The 20,747-nt window shown below is 70.1% G+C and carries 25 protein-coding genes and 2 tRNA genes; 16 read left to right on the top strand and 11 right to left on the bottom strand.

Annotated features, from left to right (window positions below; genetic code table 11):
• Positions 1-4: 4 nt before the first annotated feature.
• The 6 genes from ACFY04_RS29775 to ACFY04_RS29750 all read right to left on the bottom strand — a co-directional run bounded on the left by ACFY04_RS29775 (position 5) and on the right by ACFY04_RS29750 (position 5,078).
• On the bottom strand, positions 5-1,543 hold the full coding sequence (locus ACFY04_RS29775) for a sensor histidine kinase (RefSeq protein ID WP_389121357.1): 1,539 nt from the start codon (positions 1,541-1,543) through the stop codon (positions 5-7).
• The gene (locus ACFY04_RS29770) at positions 1,543-2,310 is read right to left on the bottom strand and encodes a response regulator transcription factor (RefSeq protein ID WP_389121354.1); all 768 of its coding nucleotides are present in this window, start codon (positions 2,308-2,310) and stop codon (positions 1,543-1,545) included. Before ACFY04_RS29770 ends, ACFY04_RS29775 begins: the two co-directional genes overlap by 1 nt.
• Before the next feature lie 124 nt (positions 2,311-2,434).
• Complete coding sequence (locus tag ACFY04_RS29765) at positions 2,435-3,316, bottom strand: amidohydrolase family protein (RefSeq protein WP_389121351.1); 882 nt, start codon at positions 3,314-3,316, stop codon at positions 2,435-2,437.
• Positions 3,300-3,638: an antibiotic biosynthesis monooxygenase family protein gene (locus ACFY04_RS29760; RefSeq protein ID WP_389121348.1), complete on the bottom strand. Its 339-nt coding sequence runs from the start codon at positions 3,636-3,638 to the stop codon at positions 3,300-3,302. Before ACFY04_RS29760 ends, ACFY04_RS29765 begins: the two co-directional genes overlap by 17 nt.
• Before the next feature lie 115 nt (positions 3,639-3,753).
• Positions 3,754-4,647 (bottom strand): DUF2797 domain-containing protein, encoded by an 894-nt coding sequence (locus ACFY04_RS29755; protein ID WP_389121346.1) that lies wholly within the window; start codon positions 4,645-4,647, stop codon positions 3,754-3,756.
• Positions 4,644-5,078 carry an Lrp/AsnC family transcriptional regulator gene (locus ACFY04_RS29750; RefSeq protein WP_033223357.1) on the bottom strand — a complete coding sequence of 145 codons (435 nt, stop codon included), beginning with the start codon at positions 5,076-5,078 and terminating at the stop codon, positions 4,644-4,646. Before ACFY04_RS29750 ends, ACFY04_RS29755 begins: the two co-directional genes overlap by 4 nt.
• A gap of 107 nt (positions 5,079-5,185) precedes the next feature.
• On the opposite strand from ACFY04_RS29750, the gene ACFY04_RS29745 reads away from it, so the two are divergent.
• Positions 5,186-6,097: an SMP-30/gluconolactonase/LRE family protein gene (locus ACFY04_RS29745; protein ID WP_389121344.1), complete on the top strand. Its 912-nt coding sequence runs from the start codon at positions 5,186-5,188 to the stop codon at positions 6,095-6,097.
• Positions 6,098-6,112: 15 nt separating this feature from the next.
• On the opposite strand, the gene ACFY04_RS29740 is transcribed toward ACFY04_RS29745, so the two are convergent.
• The 3 genes from ACFY04_RS29740 to ACFY04_RS29730 all read right to left on the bottom strand — a co-directional run bounded on the left by ACFY04_RS29740 (position 6,113) and on the right by ACFY04_RS29730 (position 8,708).
• Positions 6,113-6,478, bottom strand: a complete 366-nt coding sequence (locus ACFY04_RS29740) for a PH domain-containing protein (RefSeq protein WP_190620409.1) — start codon at positions 6,476-6,478, stop codon at positions 6,113-6,115.
• 890 nt (positions 6,479-7,368) lie between these two features.
• Positions 7,369-7,938 (bottom strand): GNAT family N-acetyltransferase, encoded by a 570-nt coding sequence (locus ACFY04_RS29735; protein ID WP_389121341.1) that lies wholly within the window; start codon positions 7,936-7,938, stop codon positions 7,369-7,371.
• Complete coding sequence (locus ACFY04_RS29730) at positions 7,935-8,708, bottom strand: GntR family transcriptional regulator (RefSeq protein WP_389121339.1); 774 nt, start codon at positions 8,706-8,708, stop codon at positions 7,935-7,937. The genes ACFY04_RS29735 and ACFY04_RS29730 overlap by 4 nt, the downstream gene beginning before the upstream one ends.
• Positions 8,709-8,937: 229 nt before the next feature.
• Here ACFY04_RS29730 and ACFY04_RS29725 point away from each other — a divergent pair, with 229 nt between their 5' ends.
• The 14 genes from ACFY04_RS29725 to ACFY04_RS29660 all read left to right on the top strand — a co-directional run bounded on the left by ACFY04_RS29725 (position 8,938) and on the right by ACFY04_RS29660 (position 19,668).
• On the top strand, positions 8,938-9,210 hold the full coding sequence (locus ACFY04_RS29725; protein WP_389121338.1) for a DUF6284 family protein: 273 nt from the start codon (positions 8,938-8,940) through the stop codon (positions 9,208-9,210).
• Positions 9,207-9,548, top strand: a complete 342-nt coding sequence (locus ACFY04_RS29720; protein WP_389121336.1) for a hypothetical protein — start codon at positions 9,207-9,209, stop codon at positions 9,546-9,548. The genes ACFY04_RS29725 and ACFY04_RS29720 overlap by 4 nt, the downstream gene beginning before the upstream one ends.
• The gene (locus ACFY04_RS29715) at positions 9,545-10,513 is read left to right on the top strand and encodes a DUF2637 domain-containing protein (protein ID WP_389121335.1); all 969 of its coding nucleotides are present in this window, start codon (positions 9,545-9,547) and stop codon (positions 10,511-10,513) included. Before ACFY04_RS29720 ends, ACFY04_RS29715 begins: the two co-directional genes overlap by 4 nt.
• Positions 10,510-10,866: an RRQRL motif-containing zinc-binding protein gene (locus ACFY04_RS29710; RefSeq protein ID WP_389121334.1), complete on the top strand. Its 357-nt coding sequence runs from the start codon at positions 10,510-10,512 to the stop codon at positions 10,864-10,866. Before ACFY04_RS29715 ends, ACFY04_RS29710 begins: the two co-directional genes overlap by 4 nt.
• 12 nt (positions 10,867-10,878) lie before the next feature.
• On the top strand, positions 10,879-11,400 hold the full coding sequence (locus ACFY04_RS29705) for a hypothetical protein (protein ID WP_389121333.1): 522 nt from the start codon (positions 10,879-10,881) through the stop codon (positions 11,398-11,400).
• Complete coding sequence (traA, locus tag ACFY04_RS29700) at positions 11,400-12,026, top strand: plasmid transfer protein TraA (protein ID WP_389121330.1); 627 nt, start codon at positions 11,400-11,402, stop codon at positions 12,024-12,026. Before ACFY04_RS29705 ends, traA begins: the two co-directional genes overlap by 1 nt.
• Before the next feature lie 29 nt (positions 12,027-12,055).
• Positions 12,056-14,113 carry a plasmid transfer protein TraB gene (traB, locus tag ACFY04_RS29695; RefSeq protein ID WP_389121329.1) on the top strand — a complete coding sequence of 686 codons (2,058 nt, stop codon included), beginning with the start codon at positions 12,056-12,058 and terminating at the stop codon, positions 14,111-14,113.
• Positions 14,114-14,313: 200 nt separating this feature from the next.
• Entirely contained in the window at positions 14,314-14,778 is a 465-nt protein-coding gene (locus tag ACFY04_RS29690; RefSeq protein WP_389121328.1) for a hypothetical protein, read from the top strand.
• Between the two features lie 71 nt (positions 14,779-14,849).
• On the top strand, positions 14,850-15,539 hold the full coding sequence (locus ACFY04_RS29685; protein WP_389121326.1) for an SAM-dependent methyltransferase: 690 nt from the start codon (positions 14,850-14,852) through the stop codon (positions 15,537-15,539).
• Positions 15,536-16,423, top strand: coding sequence for a bifunctional DNA primase/polymerase (locus ACFY04_RS29680; protein ID WP_389121325.1), 888 nt, complete (start codon positions 15,536-15,538; stop codon positions 16,421-16,423). The genes ACFY04_RS29685 and ACFY04_RS29680 overlap by 4 nt, the downstream gene beginning before the upstream one ends.
• Entirely contained in the window at positions 16,420-16,773 is a 354-nt protein-coding gene (locus ACFY04_RS29675; RefSeq protein ID WP_389121323.1) for a hypothetical protein, read from the top strand. The genes ACFY04_RS29680 and ACFY04_RS29675 overlap by 4 nt, the downstream gene beginning before the upstream one ends.
• Entirely contained in the window at positions 16,773-18,023 is a 1,251-nt protein-coding gene (locus tag ACFY04_RS29670; protein ID WP_389121322.1) for a DUF3631 domain-containing protein, read from the top strand. The genes ACFY04_RS29675 and ACFY04_RS29670 overlap by 1 nt, the downstream gene beginning before the upstream one ends.
• 164 nt (positions 18,024-18,187) lie before the next feature.
• Positions 18,188-18,385, top strand: a complete 198-nt coding sequence (locus tag ACFY04_RS29665) for a helix-turn-helix domain-containing protein (protein WP_161290726.1) — start codon at positions 18,188-18,190, stop codon at positions 18,383-18,385.
• Positions 18,385-19,668, top strand: coding sequence for a tyrosine-type recombinase/integrase (locus tag ACFY04_RS29660; RefSeq protein WP_389121319.1), 1,284 nt, complete (start codon positions 18,385-18,387; stop codon positions 19,666-19,668). Before ACFY04_RS29665 ends, ACFY04_RS29660 begins: the two co-directional genes overlap by 1 nt.
• An 80-nt stretch (positions 19,669-19,748) precedes the next feature.
• On the opposite strand, the gene ACFY04_RS29655 is transcribed toward ACFY04_RS29660, so the two are convergent.
• Together ACFY04_RS29655 and ACFY04_RS29650 are read right to left on the bottom strand one after the other, a co-directional pair.
• A tRNA-Arg gene (locus tag ACFY04_RS29655) sits at positions 19,749-19,821 on the bottom strand.
• A gap of 218 nt (positions 19,822-20,039) precedes the next feature.
• Positions 20,040-20,130, bottom strand: a tRNA-Ser gene (locus ACFY04_RS29650).
• Positions 20,131-20,316: 186 nt separating this feature from the next.
• Here ACFY04_RS29650 and ACFY04_RS29645 point away from each other — a divergent pair.
• A complete protein-coding gene (locus tag ACFY04_RS29645) occupies positions 20,317-20,742 on the top strand; it encodes an SSI family serine proteinase inhibitor (protein WP_389121317.1) in 426 nt (141 codons plus the stop codon).
• Positions 20,743-20,747 lie beyond the last annotated feature (5 nt).

Below are 20,747 nucleotides of genomic sequence, written 5' to 3'. Positions count from 1 at the left end.
CCTGTCACCGTTGTGTGCTGAGCCTGTGCCCTGCCTGTGAGTCCGTCCGGTCCGGCTGCGCATGCGGCAGCAGGACCTCGAAGCAGGTCCGTCCGGGCTCGCTCCGTACACCGACCCGCCCGCCGTGCGCGGTGACCACGGCCTGGACGATGGCCAGCCCGAGTCCGGTGGAGCCCGCCGCGCGGGAGCGGGAGGCGTCGCCGCGGGCGAAGCGCTCGAAGACGCGGGGGAGCAGGTCGGGTGCGATGCCGGGCCCGTCGTCCTCGATCCGCAGCCGGACGGCGGATGTTTCACGTGAAACATGCGCGGTGACGGTGGTGCCCGGAGGGGTGTGCGTACGGGCATTGGCGAGCAGGTTCACCAGCACCTGCTGGATCCGGGCCGGGTCGGCCCGGATCGGGGCCGGCTCCTCGGGCAGGCTCAGGCGCCAGTGGTGCTCGGGACCCGCGGCCCGGGCGTCGCTGACGGCGTCGACGACGAGCGGGGCCAGGTCGGTGTCGGCGTCGCCGGTGGAAAGCGGGCGGCCCGCATCGAGCCGGGCCAGCAGCAGCAGGTCCTCTACCAGGCCGGTCATCCGGGTGGCCTCGGACTCGATCCGGCCCAGGGCGTGCCGGGTGTCGGGGCCGGGTTCCTCCCGTCCTCGGCGGGTCAGTTCGGCGTAGCCGCGGATGGAGGCCAGCGGGGTGCGCAGCTCGTGGCTGGCGTCGGCGACGAACTGCCGGACCTGCATCTCGCTCTGCTGGCGGGCGGTGAGGGCGGAGGAGACATGGCCCAGCATGCGGTTGAGGGCCGCGCCGACCTGCCCCACTTCGGTACGGGGGTCGGCCTCGGCGTCCGGGACCCGCTCGTGGAGGGCCGGCTCGCCCTTGTGCAGGGGAAGTTCGGAGACCCGGGTGGCGGTGGCGGCCACCCGGCGCAGCGGGCGCAGCGCGACCCCGACCAGGGCCTGCCCGGCGAGGGAGGCCGCGATCAGCCCGGCCAGGGTGACGCACAGCTCCACCCCGACCAGGGCGCGCACGGTGGAGTCGACGTCGCTCAGGGGGAAACCGAGGGCGAGAGTGCCGTCGGGCGCGAGCAGCACCCGGTAGCTGCCGAGACCCGGGAGCTCCGCGTCCACCGGCTCCGGCCTGCCTTCCGCGACCGTCCGGGCGGCCTGGGCCAGGGCTTTGCCCTGGGCCTCTGTCAGCGGCGGGGGCTGGTCGACCGACCATCCCTCGGCGCGGACGTTGCGGGCCGTCCCGAGGACGGTCCCGGCGGGATCGAGCCGGATCCCGGCGGCGTCCAGCGGGCTGCCGGGAGCCATGACGAAGCCGGCGCTGTTCTCCCGGGCCGGCTTCCCGCCGGGCGCCCGGACGGCCATCTTCACGGAAGCCTTCAGCTGCTCGTCGAGCTCGGTGACCAGGTACGAGCGCAGGGCGAAGGTGGTGACGGTCCCGATGGCCGCACCCACCACGGCGATCAGCGCCACCGCCGAGACGACGAGCCGGGTACGCAGCGACCAGGGCCGGCGGCCGCGCGGGCGCCGTTTCGTGCGGAGGGCCACTACTCGGCCGGCTTGATCAGGTAACCGGCGCCGCGCCGGGTGTGGATCATCGGCGGCATACCGAGGCCGCTGTCCAGCTTCCTGCGCAGGTAGGAGATGTAGAGCTCGACCACATTGGCCTGGCCGCCGAAGTCGTAGGACCACACCCGGTCCAGGATCTGCGCCTTGCTCAGCACGCGCCGGGGGTTGCGCATCAGGTAGCGCAGCAGCTCGAACTCGGTGGCGGTCAGGTGGATCTCCCGGCCGCCCCGCACCACCTCGTGGCTGTCCTCGTCCAGCCGCAGATCGCCGACGGTCAGCACCGAACCGCCGCGCGCGGCCTGCGCCGCGCCGGAGCGCCGGACCAGGCCGCGCAGCCGGGCCACGACCTCCTCCAGGCTGAAGGGCTTGGTGACGTAGTCGTCGCCGCCCGCCGTAAGGCCCGCGATCCGGTCCTCCAACGAGTCCTTGGCGGTCAGGAACAGCACGGGCACCTGGGGGATCTCCCGGCGCAGGCGCCCGAGGACGGCCAGGCCGTCCATATCGGGAAGCATGATGTCGAGGACGACCACGTCGGGCCGGAACTCGCGTGCCGCCCGTACCGCGCCCGCCCCGTCGCCGGCGGTGCGGACCTCGCAGCCCTCGTAGCGCAGGGCCATGGACAGCAGCTCGGAGAGCGAGGCCTCGTCGTCGACGACGAGCACCCGGCAGGGGCCGCCGTCGGGCCGCACCAGGGCCATGGGGTGGTGGGTGGACGTGGACGCATGGGAGGTGGTCGTCGCAGTCATACCGAACACGCTGTCCCGTGCCTCTGAGAGCGTTCTTGTGCCTTCCTGTGAATTTCCTGAGAAAGGAGATCCGGGAAGGAAGGCAGGGCGCCGGGGCCGGGAGCCGGAGCAGGGCGCAGGGGCGTCAGCCGTCGAGGCGGAACAGCCGGGCGCCGTTGTCGTGGCAGACCGCCCGCAGCCAGTCGTCGCCGAGGCCGAGCCGTTCGAGCGCGGCGAGCTGGTGCTCGTAGGGGTAGGGGATGTTCGGGAAGTCGGTTCCGAGGAGGATCCGGTCGCCGAGGTCCGCGAGGCGTCCGAGATCCCCGGGCGGGAAGCCGCACATCTGCTCGGAGAAGTCGGTGAAGGCCATGGTGGTGTCGAGGCGCACCTCGGCGTACCGGTCGGCGAGGTCGAGGAAGTCGGTGTACTCGGGCATGCCCATGTGGGCGATGACCAGCGGCAGCCTCGGGTGGCGGGCCAGCAGCCGGGCGACCGGCTCGGGTCCGGTGTGCTTGCCAGGGACGGGACCGGAGGCGCAGTGGATCACGATCGGGAGGCCGGCCTCGGCGAGCAGCCCCCAGACGGGGTCGAGCCGGTCGTCGTTCGGGTCGTAGCCGCCGACCTGGAGGTGCGACTTGAAGATCCGGGCTCCGGACTCGACGGCCTGGCGGACATACGCGCTCACGCCCTCCTCCGGGAAGAACGTCGCGGTGTGCAGGCAGTCGGGGGTACGGGCGGCGAAATCGGCGGACCAGGCGTTGAGCCAGGCGGCCATCGCCGGCTTGTGCGGGTAGAGCATGGCGGTGAAGGCCCGGACCCCGAACTCCCGCAGGAGCGCGACGCGCTGCTCCTCCTCGTGCCGGTAGGTGATGGGCCACTCGACGCCGGTCAGCGGGCCGACCGCGTCGAAGTAGTCCCACACCTTGTCCAGGACCCGCTCGGGCATGAAGTGGGTGTGGACGTCGACCAGTCCGGGCAGCCCGAGCCGCTCCCGGAAGGCGCGGACCGCCTCAGCCGTTGCGGACAAAGCCGTGGCTCCGCTCGACGGTCGCGACGTGCAGGGTGTAGCTCTCGTACCAGTCGGAGCGGCCCTGCTTCATGGCCGACTGGTGCTCCAGGTCCTCCCGCCACACGGCGAGGGACTCGTGGTCGCGGAAGTAGGCGACGGTGATGCCGAGGCCTCCGGGGGTACGCGCGGACTCGTATCCGAGGTATCCCGGGTTCGTCCGGACGATCTCCTTCATCCGTGCGAGGACCTCGGGGTATCCGCTGTCGTCATCGGTGCGGATGTTGCTGAAAACGGCCATGACATAGGGCGGTTCGAAGGCCGGTACCGGCTGAGTGGTCATGTCCGACACCCTCGGCGGAGCGCCCCTGGCATGTCCACCGGAATCGGCCCCGGAAGGCCAAAGGGATCCAAGTTTTGACCATGGCCGCCACGATCCGAGCCGCGGTCCACCGGTGTCAGAACAGCCCGCCCTGCTCGGCGGGAGCGGAGGAGGGGGACGGGATCTGCGCCGTCGGGACCGAGGTCACGGCCTCGTTCCCCGGAGCGGTGAGCTCCCAGCCCGCCAGCAGCCGGGTGTCCACCACCAGTCCGTCCGCGAGGTGCAGATCGGGACCGGCCGCGCCCGCCAGCCGGCCCACGACGGACCCGCCGGACACCATCTCGGTGAGCACCCGCGCCGGCCCGGGCAGGTCCGGCAGGGCGTCCAGCCCGAACGCCCCGGCATGGTCGGCCACTTCGCACTCCACCCGCTCCAGTGACTCCGGCCATCCGGCCAGCGCCGCCGCCCGTGCGTGCAGCTCGGCGACCTCCCGGGCCCGGTCGGGCGCGGCCGGCAGGTGGGCCCGTACGCCGCGCTTACGGGCGTACGCGATCCGGTCGGGCACCCCGAGCGCCGCCCGCAGCAGTTCCTCGGTGCGCCGGGTGGCCATCAGCGGACCGCGGCCGAGCCAGGCCCATGCCACCGCTCCCTGCTCCAGCAGCCGGGCCGGGCCGCGCTCCTCGGCGGTGATCCCGACCTTGACCATGCCGGGACCGAACCAGGCCAGGTAGACCCGGTAGGTGCGCGGATCGGCGGCGTTGGTGTCGGCCGCCACGGAGAACGACCGGTCGAGGCGGGCGCACTCGGGGCACTGCGCGTTCCCGGCGCGGCCCGGCACGGTGTCCGCGGTGGGGCAGGGCGTCCGCTTCCCGGCCCGCCACACACCGAGGCAGTGCCGCTCCCCGCGTGCGGTGAAGGCGATCCGCTGCCCGTACGCGAGCTCGCTCACCCGCTCGCCGCGGCCCTCCCCGTACCACCCGATGGCGGGGCGGCCGTCCTTCCACCGGATTCCGGTGCACCACCAGGTCACAGCGGGAGCGGCCGCTCGAAGAAGGTGTCCAGGACGACGGTGGCGTGCGTACCGCTGACGCCGTCGATGGCGTAGAGGCGGCGCAGCACGTCCTGCAGCTGTTCGGTCGAGGCCGTACGCACCTTGACCAGCACGGACGCACTGCCCGCGATGATGTGCGCCTCCTGGATCTCGGGGATCGCGGCGAAGTCGGCACCGGACTCGCCCATCCAGGCGTTGGAGTCGACCATCACGTAGGCCAGGACTCCGCTGCCGACGGCCGCCGGGTCGACGTCGACGGTGGTCCGCCGGATCACCCCGCGCTCGCGCAGTTTCCGTACCCGCTCATGGGTGGCCCCCGCCGAGAGTCCGACGGCCGTACCGAGAGCGGCGTACGACTGGCCGGCGTCCTGCTGCAGGCGCAGGACGAGCGCACGGTCGATGTCGTCCACGCAATCTTCCTCTCATGGGCCTGTCGACCCTTGCGAAGACGGTACCTGATCCTGCAATCTCACCATCAGACCGAACAAGATTCGGCGTGACTCTTCCAGGGGGAATCATGTCTGCCATAGCCGACCTCACCTTGTACGAGATTCTGGACGAGCGCTTCCGGATCGGCCGCTGCGCCAACGGCGACGCCCGGCTGGACCGGCTCTACGACGACTGCCGCTGGGCGGAGGGCCCGCTCTACCTGCCCGCCTGGCGGCAACTGGTGTGGAGCGACATCCCCAACGACCGGATGCTGCGCTGGGACGAGGCGACCGGCGCCGTCTCCGTCTTCCGCTCCCCGGCCGGCCACTCCAACGGCAACACCCTGGACCGCGAAGGCCGCCTGATCACCTGTGAACAGGGCAACCGGCGCGTCACCCGCACTGAACCGGACGGCAGCCTCACCGTCATCGCCGACCGCTTCGACGGCAAGCGGCTCAACAGCCCGAACGACGCGGTCGTCCGCTCGGACGGCTCCATCTGGTTCTCCGACCCGGACTTCGGCATCACCAGCGACTACGAGGGCCATCGCGCACCCAGCGAGATCGGCGCCTGCAACCTCTACCGGGCCGACCCCTCGACCGGCGAGGTCCGGACGGTCGCCGACGGCTTCCTCGGCCCCAACGGCCTGGTCTTCTCCCCCGACGAGAGCGAGCTGTACGCCGCGGACACCCGGGCCGGCCACATCCGCGCCTTCAAGGTCACCGACGACGGCACCCTCACCGACGACCGCGTCTTCACCACCTGCCCCGGGGTCGACAACATCCGCTTCGACGACGAAGGCCGGCTGTGGGCGGCCGCGATGGAGAACGGCGTCCAGTGCTACGCCGCGGACGGCACCCTGATCGGCCGCCTCCGCGTCCCCGAACCGGTCTCGAACATCGCCTTCGGCGGCGCCAAGAACAACCGCCTCTTCATCACCGCCACCACCTCCCTCTACTCCCTGGTGATGTCGGTGACCGGCCTGCCCCGGGTCCTCTGAGGGCCCAGCCGCCGCCTACCGGGCGACGAACTGGGTCAGGATCGCCTGCACCTCGTAGATGTCGACGCCCTTGGTGAAGGTCTTCTCGATCGGCGCCGGGCTGCCGGATATCCATATCTTGAGCTCGGCGTCGAGATCGAAGTGCCCGGCGGTCTCGACGGAGAAGTGCGTGATGCTCCGGTACGGGATGGAGTGGTACTCCACCTTCTTCCCCGTGAGCCCCTGCTTGTCGACGAGCACCAGCCGCCGGTCGGTGAACAGGATCGTGTCCCGGATCAGCAGGTACGCGGCATGCACCTGCTCCCCCTGCCCCAGCAGCCGCGCGTAGTCCCGCTGCGCCGACACAGGGTCGACGGTGTGCGCGTTCCCGAACAGTCCCATGAGTGCCCCCGTTTTCCAGCTCCGGATTTCCGGATTCGGACGATCTCCAGAAACCGTACCGAGGCCGGCCACTCGTCCACGTCCCCCGCCAGAGCCATCTCAGCCCTGACATCCTCCGGGGGACCCCGTCCCCATCAAGGAGGAGACGGCGGGCCGTCAGGACATACGACAGAAGCCCCCAGGATTTCTCCTGGGGGCTTCTGCTCTGCTGTGCACTCGGCAGGATTCGAACCTGCAACCTTCTGATCCGTAGGCGCGTGCGCCCGTGCTGACAGAGACTGTGCCGCTGATGGCGTTGGCGTTCCAGCCTTCGACCGCCCTGGCAACGAGCATCACATCGGCCAGACGGGAAGATGCGGTGACAGACGCAGCGACGCCGGGCTTCCCTGATGGCCCGTTTGACCCGTGCTCAGTGATGACCATGGCTCACCCACGGCTCAAACCCGTGTCGCATGGGATGGGAGCCGCGAAATGGCGAACCTGTGCAACTCCAAGCATGCTGGAAACAGGAACAGAGGAGGAAAGCCATGGGCACCCAGGACTATGAGGAGCTTCCCTTCGATCGAGAAGCCACACCAGAGGAAGCATCCGAGTACAAGAGAAGGACCGCAGAAGACAGTTCAGATAAGCAATGGCACTGGAATGGGAACGCTGGAAGCCCGGAGTCGTGCGCAACATTGGCGAATCAGCCTCCAGCACAAGGCCCAGGCGAAGTGATGTTCACACTTGACACGAGGACCGGCTCATTCCCCCTATGGCTCTACTACTAACGATCGCGCTGAGCAGGTGAGGTCAACCTCTCCCGCCTGAGCCATTGAGGGACCGTCAGAGCGGAGCCACGTCCACGGCTGTCTGCTGGTGTGCGCGGACGTTGATGTCAGCGACTGATGTCAGACCGTCCGGATAGATGTCGGCGCGGTCGTCTTGTCCGTGAGGCCATGGCCCGCATCGAGCCGTGCCGGACGCTGAGCAAGCCACCCCGAGACGCGAGGCCCGCCGTTCACCGCCCCACCTTCCGTGACAGTGCGGACGTGTTCAAAGCCGTGGCGCAGGTAATAGCGCTGTAGGTCCGCGTTCGTCGTCCACGCATCAAGACGGAGCCATGACGCGGCGGAACGATACGCCCGGTCGCCGGCCCAATCGAGCAGCCGCCCGCCGAGGTCGAGTCCCGCATGCGTCCTAGCAACCGTCAGTTTGTTCACGAACATCGACGACTCGGCGAGCTCCTCGCCTGACCACAATCCGGCCTCAGCATCATGCGTCAGCGTGATCGTCGCGGCGGTGACATCCCCATCACGGACCATGAAGACTGTCTCGGCCTCGATGGTGGCCAGCAGCCGGTCCGCCGGGTACGGGCGGCGCCACTGGTCGGAGCCAAGCTCACTCAGCCAGGCTGCTGCCTCCTCACGGAAGGCGAGCAGCTTGGCCACGTCGGCGGGTGTCGCACTCTCGATGATCACGTCGGCTCGTTCTCGGGTCGGGCGGACAGGTCACCGATCTCGTAGTTCATCCGGTTGAGGTCGCCCCGGAAGGTAGTGATCGTGCACCGGATGGGCCGCTCGTCCGAGTAGCCCGTACGGGTCCAGAGCAGCACCGGAATGCCGGCTCCTATGTCCAGGAGGCGGGCTTCATCCGGCGTCGGCATCCGAGTGGCGATCTCGTCAAAGTACCCGATCTGCTCGATGCCGGCAGCAGCGAGATACCGCGTCGTCCCCTCCGCGATATCGCCCGGCTCGGCGAGCCGGGGCGCCTCCTTGGCCAGCCAATCCGGGTAGTACGTCGCCTGCGTTGACCACGGCACGTCATCCACGAACCGATGACAGAAGCGGAGAACCGTGGTCGAGCCGCCATCCACGGTCAGTCGCTCGGCGACGTACGAAGTGGCCGGCGTCATCTCAACCCGAAACGTCTGGCTCGGTCGGCGTCCGGCGTTGGTGACGTCCGTGTTGTAGGCGTCGCCGTTCTGCTCGAAGGTCAGGTTCTCGAAGCGCGACGCGTTCAACTCGAACACCTCGTGCTTGCGAACCTCATACCCAAGCCCTTGGCTGGACGAGATCAACCCTTCGCTGACCAGTTGGTTCAGCCCCGACCGCACGGTGTTCCGCGACGCGTCGAAGCGGACTGAGAGTTCACTCTCAGATGGCAGGCGAGATCCCGGCGGGTAGACGCCGTTGTCGATCTCCCGACGGAGCGCGTCGGCAACCTGCCGGTACTTCGGCTGCTTGTTCATCTGCCCATCATGACGCACTCGCTCAACTTGTTGGTACATGTGGGCCCCAATCCCTTGACGACTCACTGTCCGTGGGTGCAACATCACTGCATCAGCTTGTACCAACAAGTTGAGCAAGAGGCGCAGCAGGATCAAGTGTGCCCCTGGCCTGAGCCAACGCAGTGCAGCCCCCGGCGTTCCCGCGCCGAGGGCTGCTGAGTCCCGTTCCTCTGTTGAAGGAGCAAGACCCATGAAGTCCATCGCCGCACTTCAGGACCTTGTTACCCCGTGGTCCGACGGCTTGGAGCCGTCGGATGCGGAGCTGGAGGCGATCGAGCGCGAGATGCCCCTCATCGAGGCGCGGGTCGCGTTGCTCGACGCGCAGATCGCCGTTCTGGACCGGGTGCCGTCCGAGCTGGACGAGCAGCGGATCCGCCGGGCCCGTCGGCGGATGCTCGCCATCCGCCGGGACCTGACCAACCAGGCCGCCGCCGCTGTGGGCATGCCGGGCGGTGCTGCATGAGCACTCCGATGCCCCTCTCGGCCATGGCCGCGCCGCTGATGGCGCTGCGCATCTTCGAGGACCGCTACCGGCACCTTCCGGTGCCGAGTGTGTCGATCTCCAAGGTCTGCCCCGACGTGCTGGAGCTCGCCTTCCACGATGACCTGGACGGGTTCGAGACGTGGTGTGTGGCTCTGGGGATCCCGTCCCGGAAGGTGTCTCACGGTGTTCAGGAGGGTGGCCGCACTCTCGTCTTGAGGGCCGAGACCACCTACTCCGGCGGGCGCGTGCAGCTGATCGGCTTCGCCAAGATCCTCATCTCCGACGGGGAGCGTTCACGGGCGGAGGGCGGATCGTGAACCGTGTTCAGATCCGTTCATCCGAGCGTGCCCTGTCGGTCGGAACGTGGCTGATCGTCGGCGGGGCCATGCTCTACTCCGTCCTCACCGTCACCCCCCTCATGGCCGCCCACACGCCGGCTGAGTGGCAGTGGACGGCCCCGATCCTGCCCCTCGTCGTCGACGCGGCGGTGGTCATCGTGGTCCGCCTCGACTCCGTCCTGGCCCGTCTCAGCGGGCACGGCGGGGCCTGGCCGGTGGCGCTGCGGTGGATGACCGGAACCATGACCCTCGCCCTGAACATCGGCGTATCCGCACTGGCCGGAGACCTCGTCGGGGTCGCCGTGCACTCCGTCGCCCCACTCCTCCTGATCGTCACCGCGGAAGCAGGACTCGCCTACCGGCGGGCCCTGACCACGGCCATCCTGGCCGTGGAAGCCCGCAAGCGGGCCGAGCAGGACGTCCGGGAACGGGCGGCGGCGGAGCGGGAGGAGAACCGGCTCCGGGCCGCCCGTGAACAACGTGACCACGAGGCCCGTCTGGCCCGCGAGGAAGCCGACCGGCAGGACCGGATCCGGCGCGAGGAATCCGAGCGGGCCGAGGCTGCCGACCGGGCGGAGCGGGAAGCGGCTGAACGCCGTGAACACGAGCGTGAACAGGCCGAGGCCGAACGTGAACGCCTGGAGCGTCAAGCCGCGCAGCAGCGCGAGCTGGAGGCCCAGGAGCAGGCCGAGCGTGAGCGCCGTGAACGGGTCCGTGAACAGGAGCGGATGGAGCGTGAACGCGCCGCCCTCCTCGCCGCCGGACCTCCGCCGGCCAAGCTGCCCGAGGAGCAGGCACGCGCCACCGTGGCCGCCGCGTTCGCGGCCGGGGTGCCGGTCCGGGTCGCCGCGGAACTGTCCGGCTGGTCGGTCGGCTGGGCCTCCGCCCGCTACCAGGAACACCGCGACGGCAACGCCGCCACCGCTCCGGCCCTCGGCCGATGAGCACCCTGCCGGTCTACCAGTGGCGCCTCGCGCCTGAGGGTCTGGCCACCCGTCGTCAGCTCCGCGCTGCCGGGCTCCGGCCCGGCGGCCAGGACGTTGTAGCCCAGCTGGAGCGGCCCCGCCGGCGGCGGGGCCCGCTGGTCGCCTACCTGTACCGGATCGACCTCGCGAAGCCGGTCCGGCCGATGACCCCGAACCGGTGGGCGGCGCTCGCCAAGGCGGACGCGGCCCGCCGCCGGTGCCCGGTCTGCCGCGATCACCTCCCGTACGTGATCCCGGCCTCGCTCGGCATGTGCGTGGCCTGCCACGACTTCCCTGAACAGCGCGCCGCCCGAACCCTCTCTGCTGCCTGAAGGAGTTCTGCTGTGTCTCGCCGTACCCGCACACACACCGCGAAGGGCGCCGCGCCCACCGTTCACATCCCCCGCCAGCGCGGACACCGCCAGGGGCCGCAGATCATCGTGGTCGTCTCCGACGACCCCACCCTGACCCAGCGGGCCGCCGCCGCGTCCGGCCGCTGGGTGTGGAAGCACCGCCGGACCTGGGCCCCGACCGGCCTCGCGATCCTGCTGCTGCCCGTCACGGGCATCGTCCACCTGATCACCCCGTGGGCCGCGCTCGCAGCGGCCCCGGCCGCCGCCATCCCGCTGGCGATCCAGGGCTGGAAGGCCAAGAGCCGCCCGGCCGGCACACCCGCCGAACGCGCCCGCCGCACCTCCCTGGCGGTCCTCGCACTGGCCTCTCTGACCTGGCTCGCCCTGGCCCTGTGGGTCGGGCCCGCCGAACCGGTCCTGATGGGCCTGTGGTCGCTGATCACCCTCCACGCCCAGATCACGTGGCTGTTCGCCCGCCTGCGCTCCACCCTCACCGCTAAGGGGACCCGCTGATGTCGAACAACACCTGGATGCCCAACAACGGCACCCCCGGCCCCCGCCGTCCCCAGAACGGCAGCGGCGGCCAGCAGCAGGGCGGATGGCAGCAGGGTCCGTGGCAGCAGCCGGGCCCGGCCGGCGCCCCCGGCAGCAAGTCGCGGTCGCGGACGACGAACCGCAGCAAGTCACGGGAGTACCACTTCCACATCAGCGACCCGGGCGTGCAGAGCGGTGGCGGGGGCCCGCGGAACAGCCGCGGCCAGCAGGGCGGCGGGCAGGGTCAGCGGGGCGGGCGGATGCACTCCCCGTTGGGTGACCCGGAGTTCTTCTCCAACGTGGACATCCGCAACTACTGCGAGGGCGGCCGCGGGCTGTTCCTGCAGATGTCGTTCGAGCTGGCCAACGCCGCCGAGATGCTCAACGCCGTCCTCAAGGAGATCCCGGACCCCGAGGGCCGCCCGTTCGGCTCCCGGGCCCGGGCCCGGCGGGTGTCACGGCGGATGAAGAAGGCCGCCGAAGACGCCCTCGGCACCGCAAAGAACCTCGCCGCCACCTACGCCGCGTTCCAGCGGGAGTTCGACCCCCAGCTCGCCCCGCACGCCCGCCCGCGCCAGGGCCGCCGCTTCGACTTCAACGGCTAACCGACACCTGATCGCAGGGAGGTCAGAACATGCCCCGAACCACCACGGCCGACGACACCCGGCAGCAGTACGACGCCCACGGCGAGGGCGGCGGGATCGGCGAGTACCTGCTCCACCGCGCAAAGCCCCACCTGCCGCCGTGGCTCGCCGGTACCGGTGCGGGCCTGGCCTCACTGCCCGCCCACTACTTCTGGTCCGGCGAGCCCGGCGTGACCGCCGGCCTCACCCTCGCCTCCGTCGCCCTCACCGGCCTGACCTGGTGGGCGGGCAAGTCGACCACCCAGCAGCGCCGCCTGCACTCCGCCGTCACCGTCGCCGCCGCATCCACCTGGTTCACCGCCGCGGCGATCGCCGGACCCGGAGCGGGGCCGCTGGGAGAGCTGTACTTCATCGGCGCCCCCGCCCTCGCCTTGTCATGGAACATCCGCCAGATCCTTCGCAAGAACGTCGAAGGCACCACCGCCGGCACGGACGGCGGATTCCTGGAGAAGGTCGGCCTGGCCAAGACCCAGGTCCTCCGCACGGAAGTCGGACCGAACAAGGCCTCCTTCGACTTGCAGCTGCCGCGCGGCGAACTGACTCCGGACGACGTCAGCAAGAACCTGACCCGCATCGCGGGCGCGCTGGACGTGCCGAAGACTGCGATCCGGATCCAGGAGAACCCGGACTCAGCGTCCAGGGTGATGCTGACCGTGGTCCCGCTGGACCTGCTGAAGAACACGGTGCCCTGCCCCGGCCCCAGCGCCCCCGGGGAGTCGATCAGCTACCCCGTCGTCGTCGGGATCTACGAGGACGGGACGCCGGCGGTCATGTGGTTCCCGGGCGACCCGGATGAGGCCCGCAACGCCATGATGCTCCTGCTCATGGGCATGACCGGCTCGGGCAAGTCCGAGGGCGGGCTGACCGCGCTCGCGGAGATCCTGACCCGGCGGGACGTGATCGTGTGGGCGTCGGACCCGTCCAAGGCAGAGCAGACCCTCGGCCCGCTCCTGCCCGCGATCGACTGGGCCGCCCTCGACATGCCCTCCACCAAATCCATGATCAAAGCCCTCACCGCGGTCATCCCCGCGAGGACGGCGTGGCTGGCTAAGTACGGCTACAAGCAATGGGTCCCCGCCTGCGCCGCGCCCCAGACCGACGGCTCCCCTGGCATGCCCTACCTCGTCGCCTGGTTCGAGGAAGCCGCGAAGACGATCCGTGAGACCGACGACGACGTGTTCACCGGCCTCGCCCAGGAAGCCCGCTCCGCCGGCGTCTCCATCGTCCTGTCCATGCAGCGGGCCTCAGGCAACCAGGTCTCCACCGACACCCGCGGCTCCCTCGGCTCCTCCTGGTGCCACGGCGTCCGCACCGAGCAGGACGCCCGCTTCGCCCTCGACGACGACGTCCTCGACGCCGGCGCCGCCCCGCACGTGTGGAAGGACAAGAAGCCCGGCTACTCCTACCTCGTCGCCAACGGCGTCCCCAACCACGCGTGGGCCACCCCCATGCGGGACTACCTGTGCAGCGTCGACTACCTCAACTGGGTCACCGTCACCTTCGACGGCACCCGCGCCGCGATCGACCCGGTCACCGCCGGAGCGGCCGCCCGCTCCGCCGACCGGGCGTTCACCGGCCGCACCCGCTACCCGCTGCCTGGCAACACCGACCAGCCGGAGAACACCATGCCCAACGGCTACGGCCCGGACGAGGACGAGGAGGACGGCTACTACCCCGGCGAGGACGACTACGACCGGGAGGTCGATGAGGAGGACGACTACGTGGAGGGGGAGTCCATCGACGCGGAGCAGGAACTCCCCCCAGTTGAGCAGGTCGTCCAGTTCGCGGCCCGGCCGCCGGCTGACGAACCGCGTCCGAAGATCAGCACCGCCGAGGCCCGCGCGGCGATGGAGGAAGTCCTCGACGAGTTCGAGGACGAGGGCCGGGACGTGGTCGGCCCGGCGGACTTCATGGCCTACTGCGACCGCTACGGCCGCGGCCGTTCCTGGGTCTCCGGACAGGTCGCCCAGTTCGTCATGGCCGGCCGTCTCGCCGAGACCAGCGAGGTCGGCCGCTACCGGATCGTCCCGTACCAGGCAGCGGCCTGACGCGTCAGACGGTGTCTGACACCCCTGCCAGGCCAGCAGCCCCAAACACAGGTCATACGTGCGCGCGAGGGGTGTCAGACGGGTGTCTGACGCGTCAGACACCCCCACCAGACACCCGCCCTGACACCCCAGACATCCCGCCCAGACAGGGCCCCAGCCACCCCGGCCCGGGCCCTGCCGGCCTTCCCCTGGAGTCCGCCATGACCTACGAACCCGCCCACCCGACCACCCCGGCGCCGCTCCGGTACGGAGACGCGATCCTCTACCCGCCCGCCGTCCCCGAACCGCGGATGCTGCCCGCCGAGATACCGCCCGGCGTCCAGTACGTCACCCTCCCCGACGGCACCCACACCCTCGCCTACACCGCCCAGCCGGAGGCACCGGCCGCGCAGCCGGTCCCCGCGTGGGCCAAGACCACCGCGCTCCTCGCCCCGACTGTCGGCGGAGGCATCGCGGCCGCCTCCGCCGGCCTCGCCTACGCCGCACCGGGACTGATCGCCCTGACCGAAGCCCTCTGGGCCGCCGTCGCCCTCATCGCCGCCGGAGCAGTCGTCGCCGTAGCCCGGCCCCGCCGGACCACCGCCCGGCCGACCACGCACATCACCCAGCACATCAGCGCGTCCGGGATGTTCGGCCGCGCCAACGGCACCGTCAACCACCGCTGAACGCCGAAGGCGGCCCCCTCACGCCAATGACCGGGGCCGCCCTCATCCAGCACCTACTGGAGGTATCCAGCATGACCCACCCCACCGACATCCCGCGAGAGCACCGGCCCCTGTTACTGGACGCGTACTGCTGCCAGGGCGGCGCCGGCATGGGCTACCACCGCGCCGGATTCGACGTGACCGGCGTCGACAAGAACGCACAGACCCGCTACCCGCTCGGCTTCCACCAGTCCGACGCCATCGACTACATCGCGAAGTTCGGCGCCGGCTTCGCCTTCATCCACGCCTCCCCGCCCTGCCAGCACGACACCGACTGCCAGCGAATCCAGGGCAACAGCCACCCCGACCTGATCGGCCCCACCCGCTACGCGCTCAACGCCACGGGGCGGCCGTGGGTCATGGAGAACGTCCGCGGCGCAGCCCACAAGCTCCGTCAGCCGGTCATGCTCTGCGGCGCCATGTTCGGCCTGCGCACCTACCGGCACCGGTACTTCGAGACCGGCGGCGGCTTCACCCTCCCCCAGCTCCCGCACCCTGCCCACACCGTCCCGCAGGCCAAGATGGGCCGCCCCGTCCCCGACGGCTGGTACGGCCAGTTCGTCGGGAACTTCTCCGGCGTCGACCTGGCCCGCCAGGTCATGGAAGTGCCGTGGATGAACCGGGACGGGATCCGCGAATGCATCCCGCCCGCCTACACCCACTGGATCGGCGCCCACGCCCTGACCCACCTCGCCGCCCTCACCCCGGCAGCGGCCGCATGAACGACGTGCTGCACGCGGCCCGCGATATTGCCGCCCGGGGCTGGCCGGTCTTCCCGCTCCGCCCCGGGGCCAAGAACCCTGCCCTGCACCGCCAGGACCGCTGCCCCCACACCGGCGTATGCGGCGACGGGCACGTGAAGTGGGAGCAGCGTGCCACCACCGACGAGGCGCTCATCGTCCGGTGCTGGAGCCACAAGCCGTACAACATCGGCCTGGCCACCGGCCCCGCCGGGCTGATCGTGATCGACCTCGACATGCCCAAGCCCGACAGCAGTCAGGACGCGCCTGGCGGCGCGGAGAACCTGCTGGCGCTCTGCGAGCGCGCCGGGCAGACCGTCCCGGCCACCCTCACCGTGCGGACTCCCTCCGGCGGCACCCACCTGTACTTCACCACCCCCGACGGAATCCGCCTCGGGAACACCGCAGGCAGACTCGCCCCGCTCATCGACACCCGCGCCCACGGCGGATACGTCGTCGCCCCCGGCAGCACCACAGCGGCCGGTGCCTACCAGGTCACCGACGACTCACCCGTCGCCGCACTCCCCGCCTGGCTCCTGGCCCTCCTCCAGCCCCCGACACCACGCCCGCTCTGCCTCCGGATGCCCGGAGCGGTCCGCAGCGGCACCGCGGCCCGCGCAGCACTGGACGCCGAGTGCGACCTCGTCCGCAGTGCGCCCGCGAAGCAGGCGAACAACACGCTCAACCGCAGCGCCTTCAAGGTGGGGCGCTTCGTCGCATGGGGCGACCTCCCCCGCGACGAGGTCGAGGAGGCCTTCCAAGCGGCAGGGGAAGAGCGCGGACTCACCGTGGCCGAGTGCCGCGCCACGATCCGCAGCGCCCTCGACAGCTCCGCCCGCACGGTCCGCGCCCGGAAGACCGCATGACCACCCAACCCCATCCCCCCTTGGAAGGCCCCACCCCCACCCCTCCCGGGATCCGCCCCGCCGAACCAGCCCCCGCCCCCGACGGCCGTAGCGCGCCGAAGGTCGTCGCCGAAGGCGTCCCTTCATCTGTTCGCCCTGACCCCCACGCCGACGACGGACGCCGGCCCGTCGCCTGGCTCCACATCGTCACTCCTGGTCGCGGCGTCACCCCGTCCGTCCGGTCGTGGTGCCAGTGCGGCCGGGACCTCTTCGCCGCAGGCCAGCAACGCGCGCTCGCACTGATCACCGACCACAACCATCACCGCACCACCTGCCCCCTGCTCGTATCCCAGGAAGGGAAGGCCGCCTGATGAGCGACCACAAGCCCCAGGCCGCACCCATCGACGGAGCCGCTCTGTTCGACGAGGTGGAGGCCTTCCACCGCCGCTTCAACGTCTTCCCCAGGCAAGCGGCCTACGTCGCAGTCACCCTGTGGGACGCACACGCCCACCTCATCGACGCTTTCGACGGGACCGCCCGCATTGCGTTCCTGTCCCCGGAGCCGGGGTCGGGGAAGTCACGCGCACTGGAGATCATCGAGACCTTGACTCCGCGAGCCGCGACTACGGTCAACGCGTCCCCGAACGCGCTCTTCCGCCTGGTCGACGCGCCTGAAGGACCCCCGACGCTCCTCTTCGACGAGATTGACACCGTGTTCGGCCCCAAGGCCGGGGACAACGAACCCGTCCGCGGGTTCCTGAACTCCGGTTACCGCCGGGGCGGCAACTCCCTGCGCTGCGTCGGTGACGGAGCCAACCAGACCGCCGGGTGGTTCTCCTCGTTCTGCGCGGTCGCCATGGCCGGGCTCGGCTCCCTCCCCGACACGATCCTGTCCCGCTCGGTCATCATCCGCATGCGCAAGCGCGCCCCGAACGAGACCTGCGAGTCCTACCGTCGGCGCCAGCACGAGAAGCAGGGCCACGCCCTGCGCGACCGCCTCGCCCAGTGGGCCGACACCGTCCGCGACCAGGTCTCCGAAGCCTGGCCCGAGATGCCCGAAGGGGTCACCGACCGGCCCGCCGACGTGTGGGAGCCTCTCCTCGCCGTCGCCGACGCCGCCGGCGGCGACTGGCCCGAGCGGGCCCGCGCCGCCTGTGTAGAACTGATCAACGCCGCCCACGACAACGAGGAAGCGTCCCTCGGTATCCGGCTGCTGACCGACCTGCGGGACAAGGTGTTCTCCGGAGCAGACCGCATGCCCACCGCCGTGATCCTCGAATGCCTCCTCGCCCTGGACGACTCCCCGTGGGCCGATCTCGACGACAAGCCGATCACCTCCCGGACCCTGGCCAAGATGCTCAGCCAGTACGTCACCCCGGCGAACAAGCCCATCAAGCCCCGAACCTTCCGCCTGCCCTCCGGCACGCCCAAGGGCTACTTCGCCGAAGACCTCTCCGACGCGTGGACCCGCTACTGCCCCCTCCCCCCGCTCAGGTCCGCAACATCCAAAACATCCGCAACATTGCAGGTCACAGGGGGTGAATCTGTTGCGGATACCCCCACCGACATCCGCAACACGCCCCCGGAAACCGCCACACTCCCGCTCCACATCGCCGGCTGACCAGCACCACCCCGCGGGCGCCGCCACCCCGCGTGTGGCGGCGCCCATCCGCAACAAATCCGCGACCCGCAACAAACACACGCCGCTGACCAGGCATGTTGCGGTGTTGCGGCTGTTGCGGATCCCCAGCGAGCTAAGGGCCATTCCCGATCCCTGGAGGCTGCGTGTCCACCGCCCTTCCGCCCACCCATGAAGTCGTCACCGTTCCCGAGGTCATGCATGCCCTGCGACTCAGCCGCAGCAAGGTCTACGACCTGATCCGCTCAGGTGCGCTGCCCAGCTACACCGAGGGGCGTGCACGGCGCGTTCCGCTTGAGTCACTCCACACGTACCTGCGCAACAAGCTTGAGGAGGCCGCCTGATGGCCAAGAGGCGCGCCAACGGAGAAGGCACCATCACAAAGCGCAAGGACGGCCGCTATCAGGCTGCTGCCTACGTGTACCGGCCGGACGGCACTCGGGTCCGGAAGTTCGTCTACGGCAAGACCCGCGAGGAGGTGAGCGACAAGCTCATCGAGCTGCAAGACAAGACACGCCAGGGCATCCCGGCCGCGACGTCGTCGATGGCCTTCGGGGAGTACCTGACGTACTGGCTCGCCGCCATCGCGCCGAACCGGCTCAAGCCCGCGACGCTCAGCAGCTACGAGGGGCTGTCTCGCCTCTACATCCGTCCCGCGCTCGGTACGAAGCGGCTCAACCGGCTGTCGCCCACCGACGTCCGACGGTTCCTCGCCGACTTCAAAGCGGGGTGTCTCTGCTGCATGCGTGGAGCCGATGCCGCGCGCGCCAAGGAGGACCGGACCTGTTGCGCGGTGGGTCGGTGCTGTGCCCGCCGGCCGTCAGCTCGAACGGTCCAGTACCTGCACGCCGTGCTCCGCTCGGCACTCCAGCAGGCAGTGCGTGAAGAACTCGTGGCGCGCAACGTCGCCCGGATCGTGGAGACACCCACCGTGAAGCGAGACGAAGTGCACCCCCTGGACGCGGCAGAAGTGCGGATGCTCCTGAAGACCGCCCGGCCTCACCGCCTGTACGCGCTGTGGCTCCTGCTGATCTCGACCGGGCTGCGGCGCGGAGAAGTCCTGGCACTCACGTGGTCGGACGTCGACCTGGTGGGCGGACAGCTCAGGGTCCGACGCAACCTCCAGCGAATCCGGCGAGAGCTGATCTTCGGCACCCCGAAGACGGCGCGCTCCATCCGTACCGTGTCGCTCCCCAAGCGGTGCGTGGACGCGCTGCTCGCCCACCAGAAGCAGCAGGAGACAGCCCGGAAGGTGGCCGGCGAGAAGTGGCAGCCGGTCGCCCACCAGCCGAGCGGACTGATCTTCACGACGGCGACCGGCCGCGCCACCGATCCGCGCAGCCTGAACCGGATGCTCACGATCTTGTGCGGCAATGCCAAGGTCCGCCGGGTCCGCGTGCACGACCTGCGCCACACGTGCGCCTCACTGCTGCTCGCACAGGGTGTGGACGCTCGCACGATCATGGAGACGCTCGGGCACAGCACGATCACGATGACGCTGGATACGTACGCACACGTCATGCAGACGACGCTGCGGGCCGCCGCCGACCGGATGGATGACGCACTCGGCGTTGACGAATCCGGCGAGGAGGAGGGCGACGCTCGGGAGGAGTCCCCGGCTGCCTGATCGGTCCGGCTTCACACGTTGATGTCACCCGTTGATGTCAAAGGCCCCCTGGAGAATCTCCAGGGGGCCTTTGATCTGCGTGCACTCGGCAGGATTCGAACCTGCAACCTTCTGATCCGTAGTCAGATGCTCTATCCGTTAAGCTACGAGTGCTTGGGCTTCCCGGGGTTTTGCGCCCCGTTGGCCTTGCGAGAACAACAATACATGGACCTCGCCGGGACGCGAAATCCATTACCCAAACCACTGCTGACCTGCGGAAACGAGCCGGATGGAGATCATCCGGATGGGTTCGCGGAGAGGGCCGAGCGGACCGGATCGCCCGGGAACGCATCGAAGCCCCGGTCCGTCAGGACCGGGGCTTCGATGAGGTGCGGAGGCGGAGGGATTTGAACCCTCGATGGGTGGTAAGACCCAAACCGCATTAGCAGTGCGGCGCCATAGACCGGACTAGGCGACGCCTCCAGCACACCCCCGCGTACGAGGGTGCGTGCAGATGATGACACAGGCGCAGGGCCCCTCACCAATCCGCTCCTACGGTACTAGGCGGGACGGGCGGAGGGCAAAGCCTTAAAGCAGCCGCGGCACGCAACGTCAGCGCGCCTGCGTCGTTGGGCAGGCGTACGACGTACGGACGACCTGGAGTGCCCCATGCTGCGTCTCGCCGCCTTCGCCGTCACCTCCGCCCTGGCCGCCACGGTGGCCGGGCCACTGCCCCCGCTCCCGCTGGGCCGGCTGCTGGCGACACCCGACCGCCTCACCATCGCCATGGCCGACACCGGGAACCGTCGGCTGGACCGGGAGTACCGGCTCGAATGCGGCCCCGTCGGCGGCGACCACCCGGAGGCGGAAGGGGCCTGCGCCCGGCTGGATCAGTTCGCCCGCGAGGGGAAGGACCCCTTCACCCCCGTCTCCAGGCGGCAGATCTGCACCATGCAGCACGGGGGCCCCGCCACCGCCCGGATCACCGGAACCTGGAACGGCCACAAGGTGGACGCCACGTTCCGGCGGACCAACGGATGCGAGATCCGCCGCTGGGACGAGTTGGAACCTCTGCTTCCGAGTGGGCGTTCCTGACCTGG

The sequence above is a fragment of the Streptomyces sp. NPDC001549 genome (genome assembly GCF_042894025.1).
GTDB classification, from domain to species: Bacteria; Actinomycetota; Actinomycetes; order Streptomycetales; family Streptomycetaceae; genus Streptomyces; species Streptomyces kutzneri.
The sequence above is the reverse complement of the archived record's forward strand: the minus strand, read 5'-3'. Positions and strand labels throughout refer to the sequence as shown.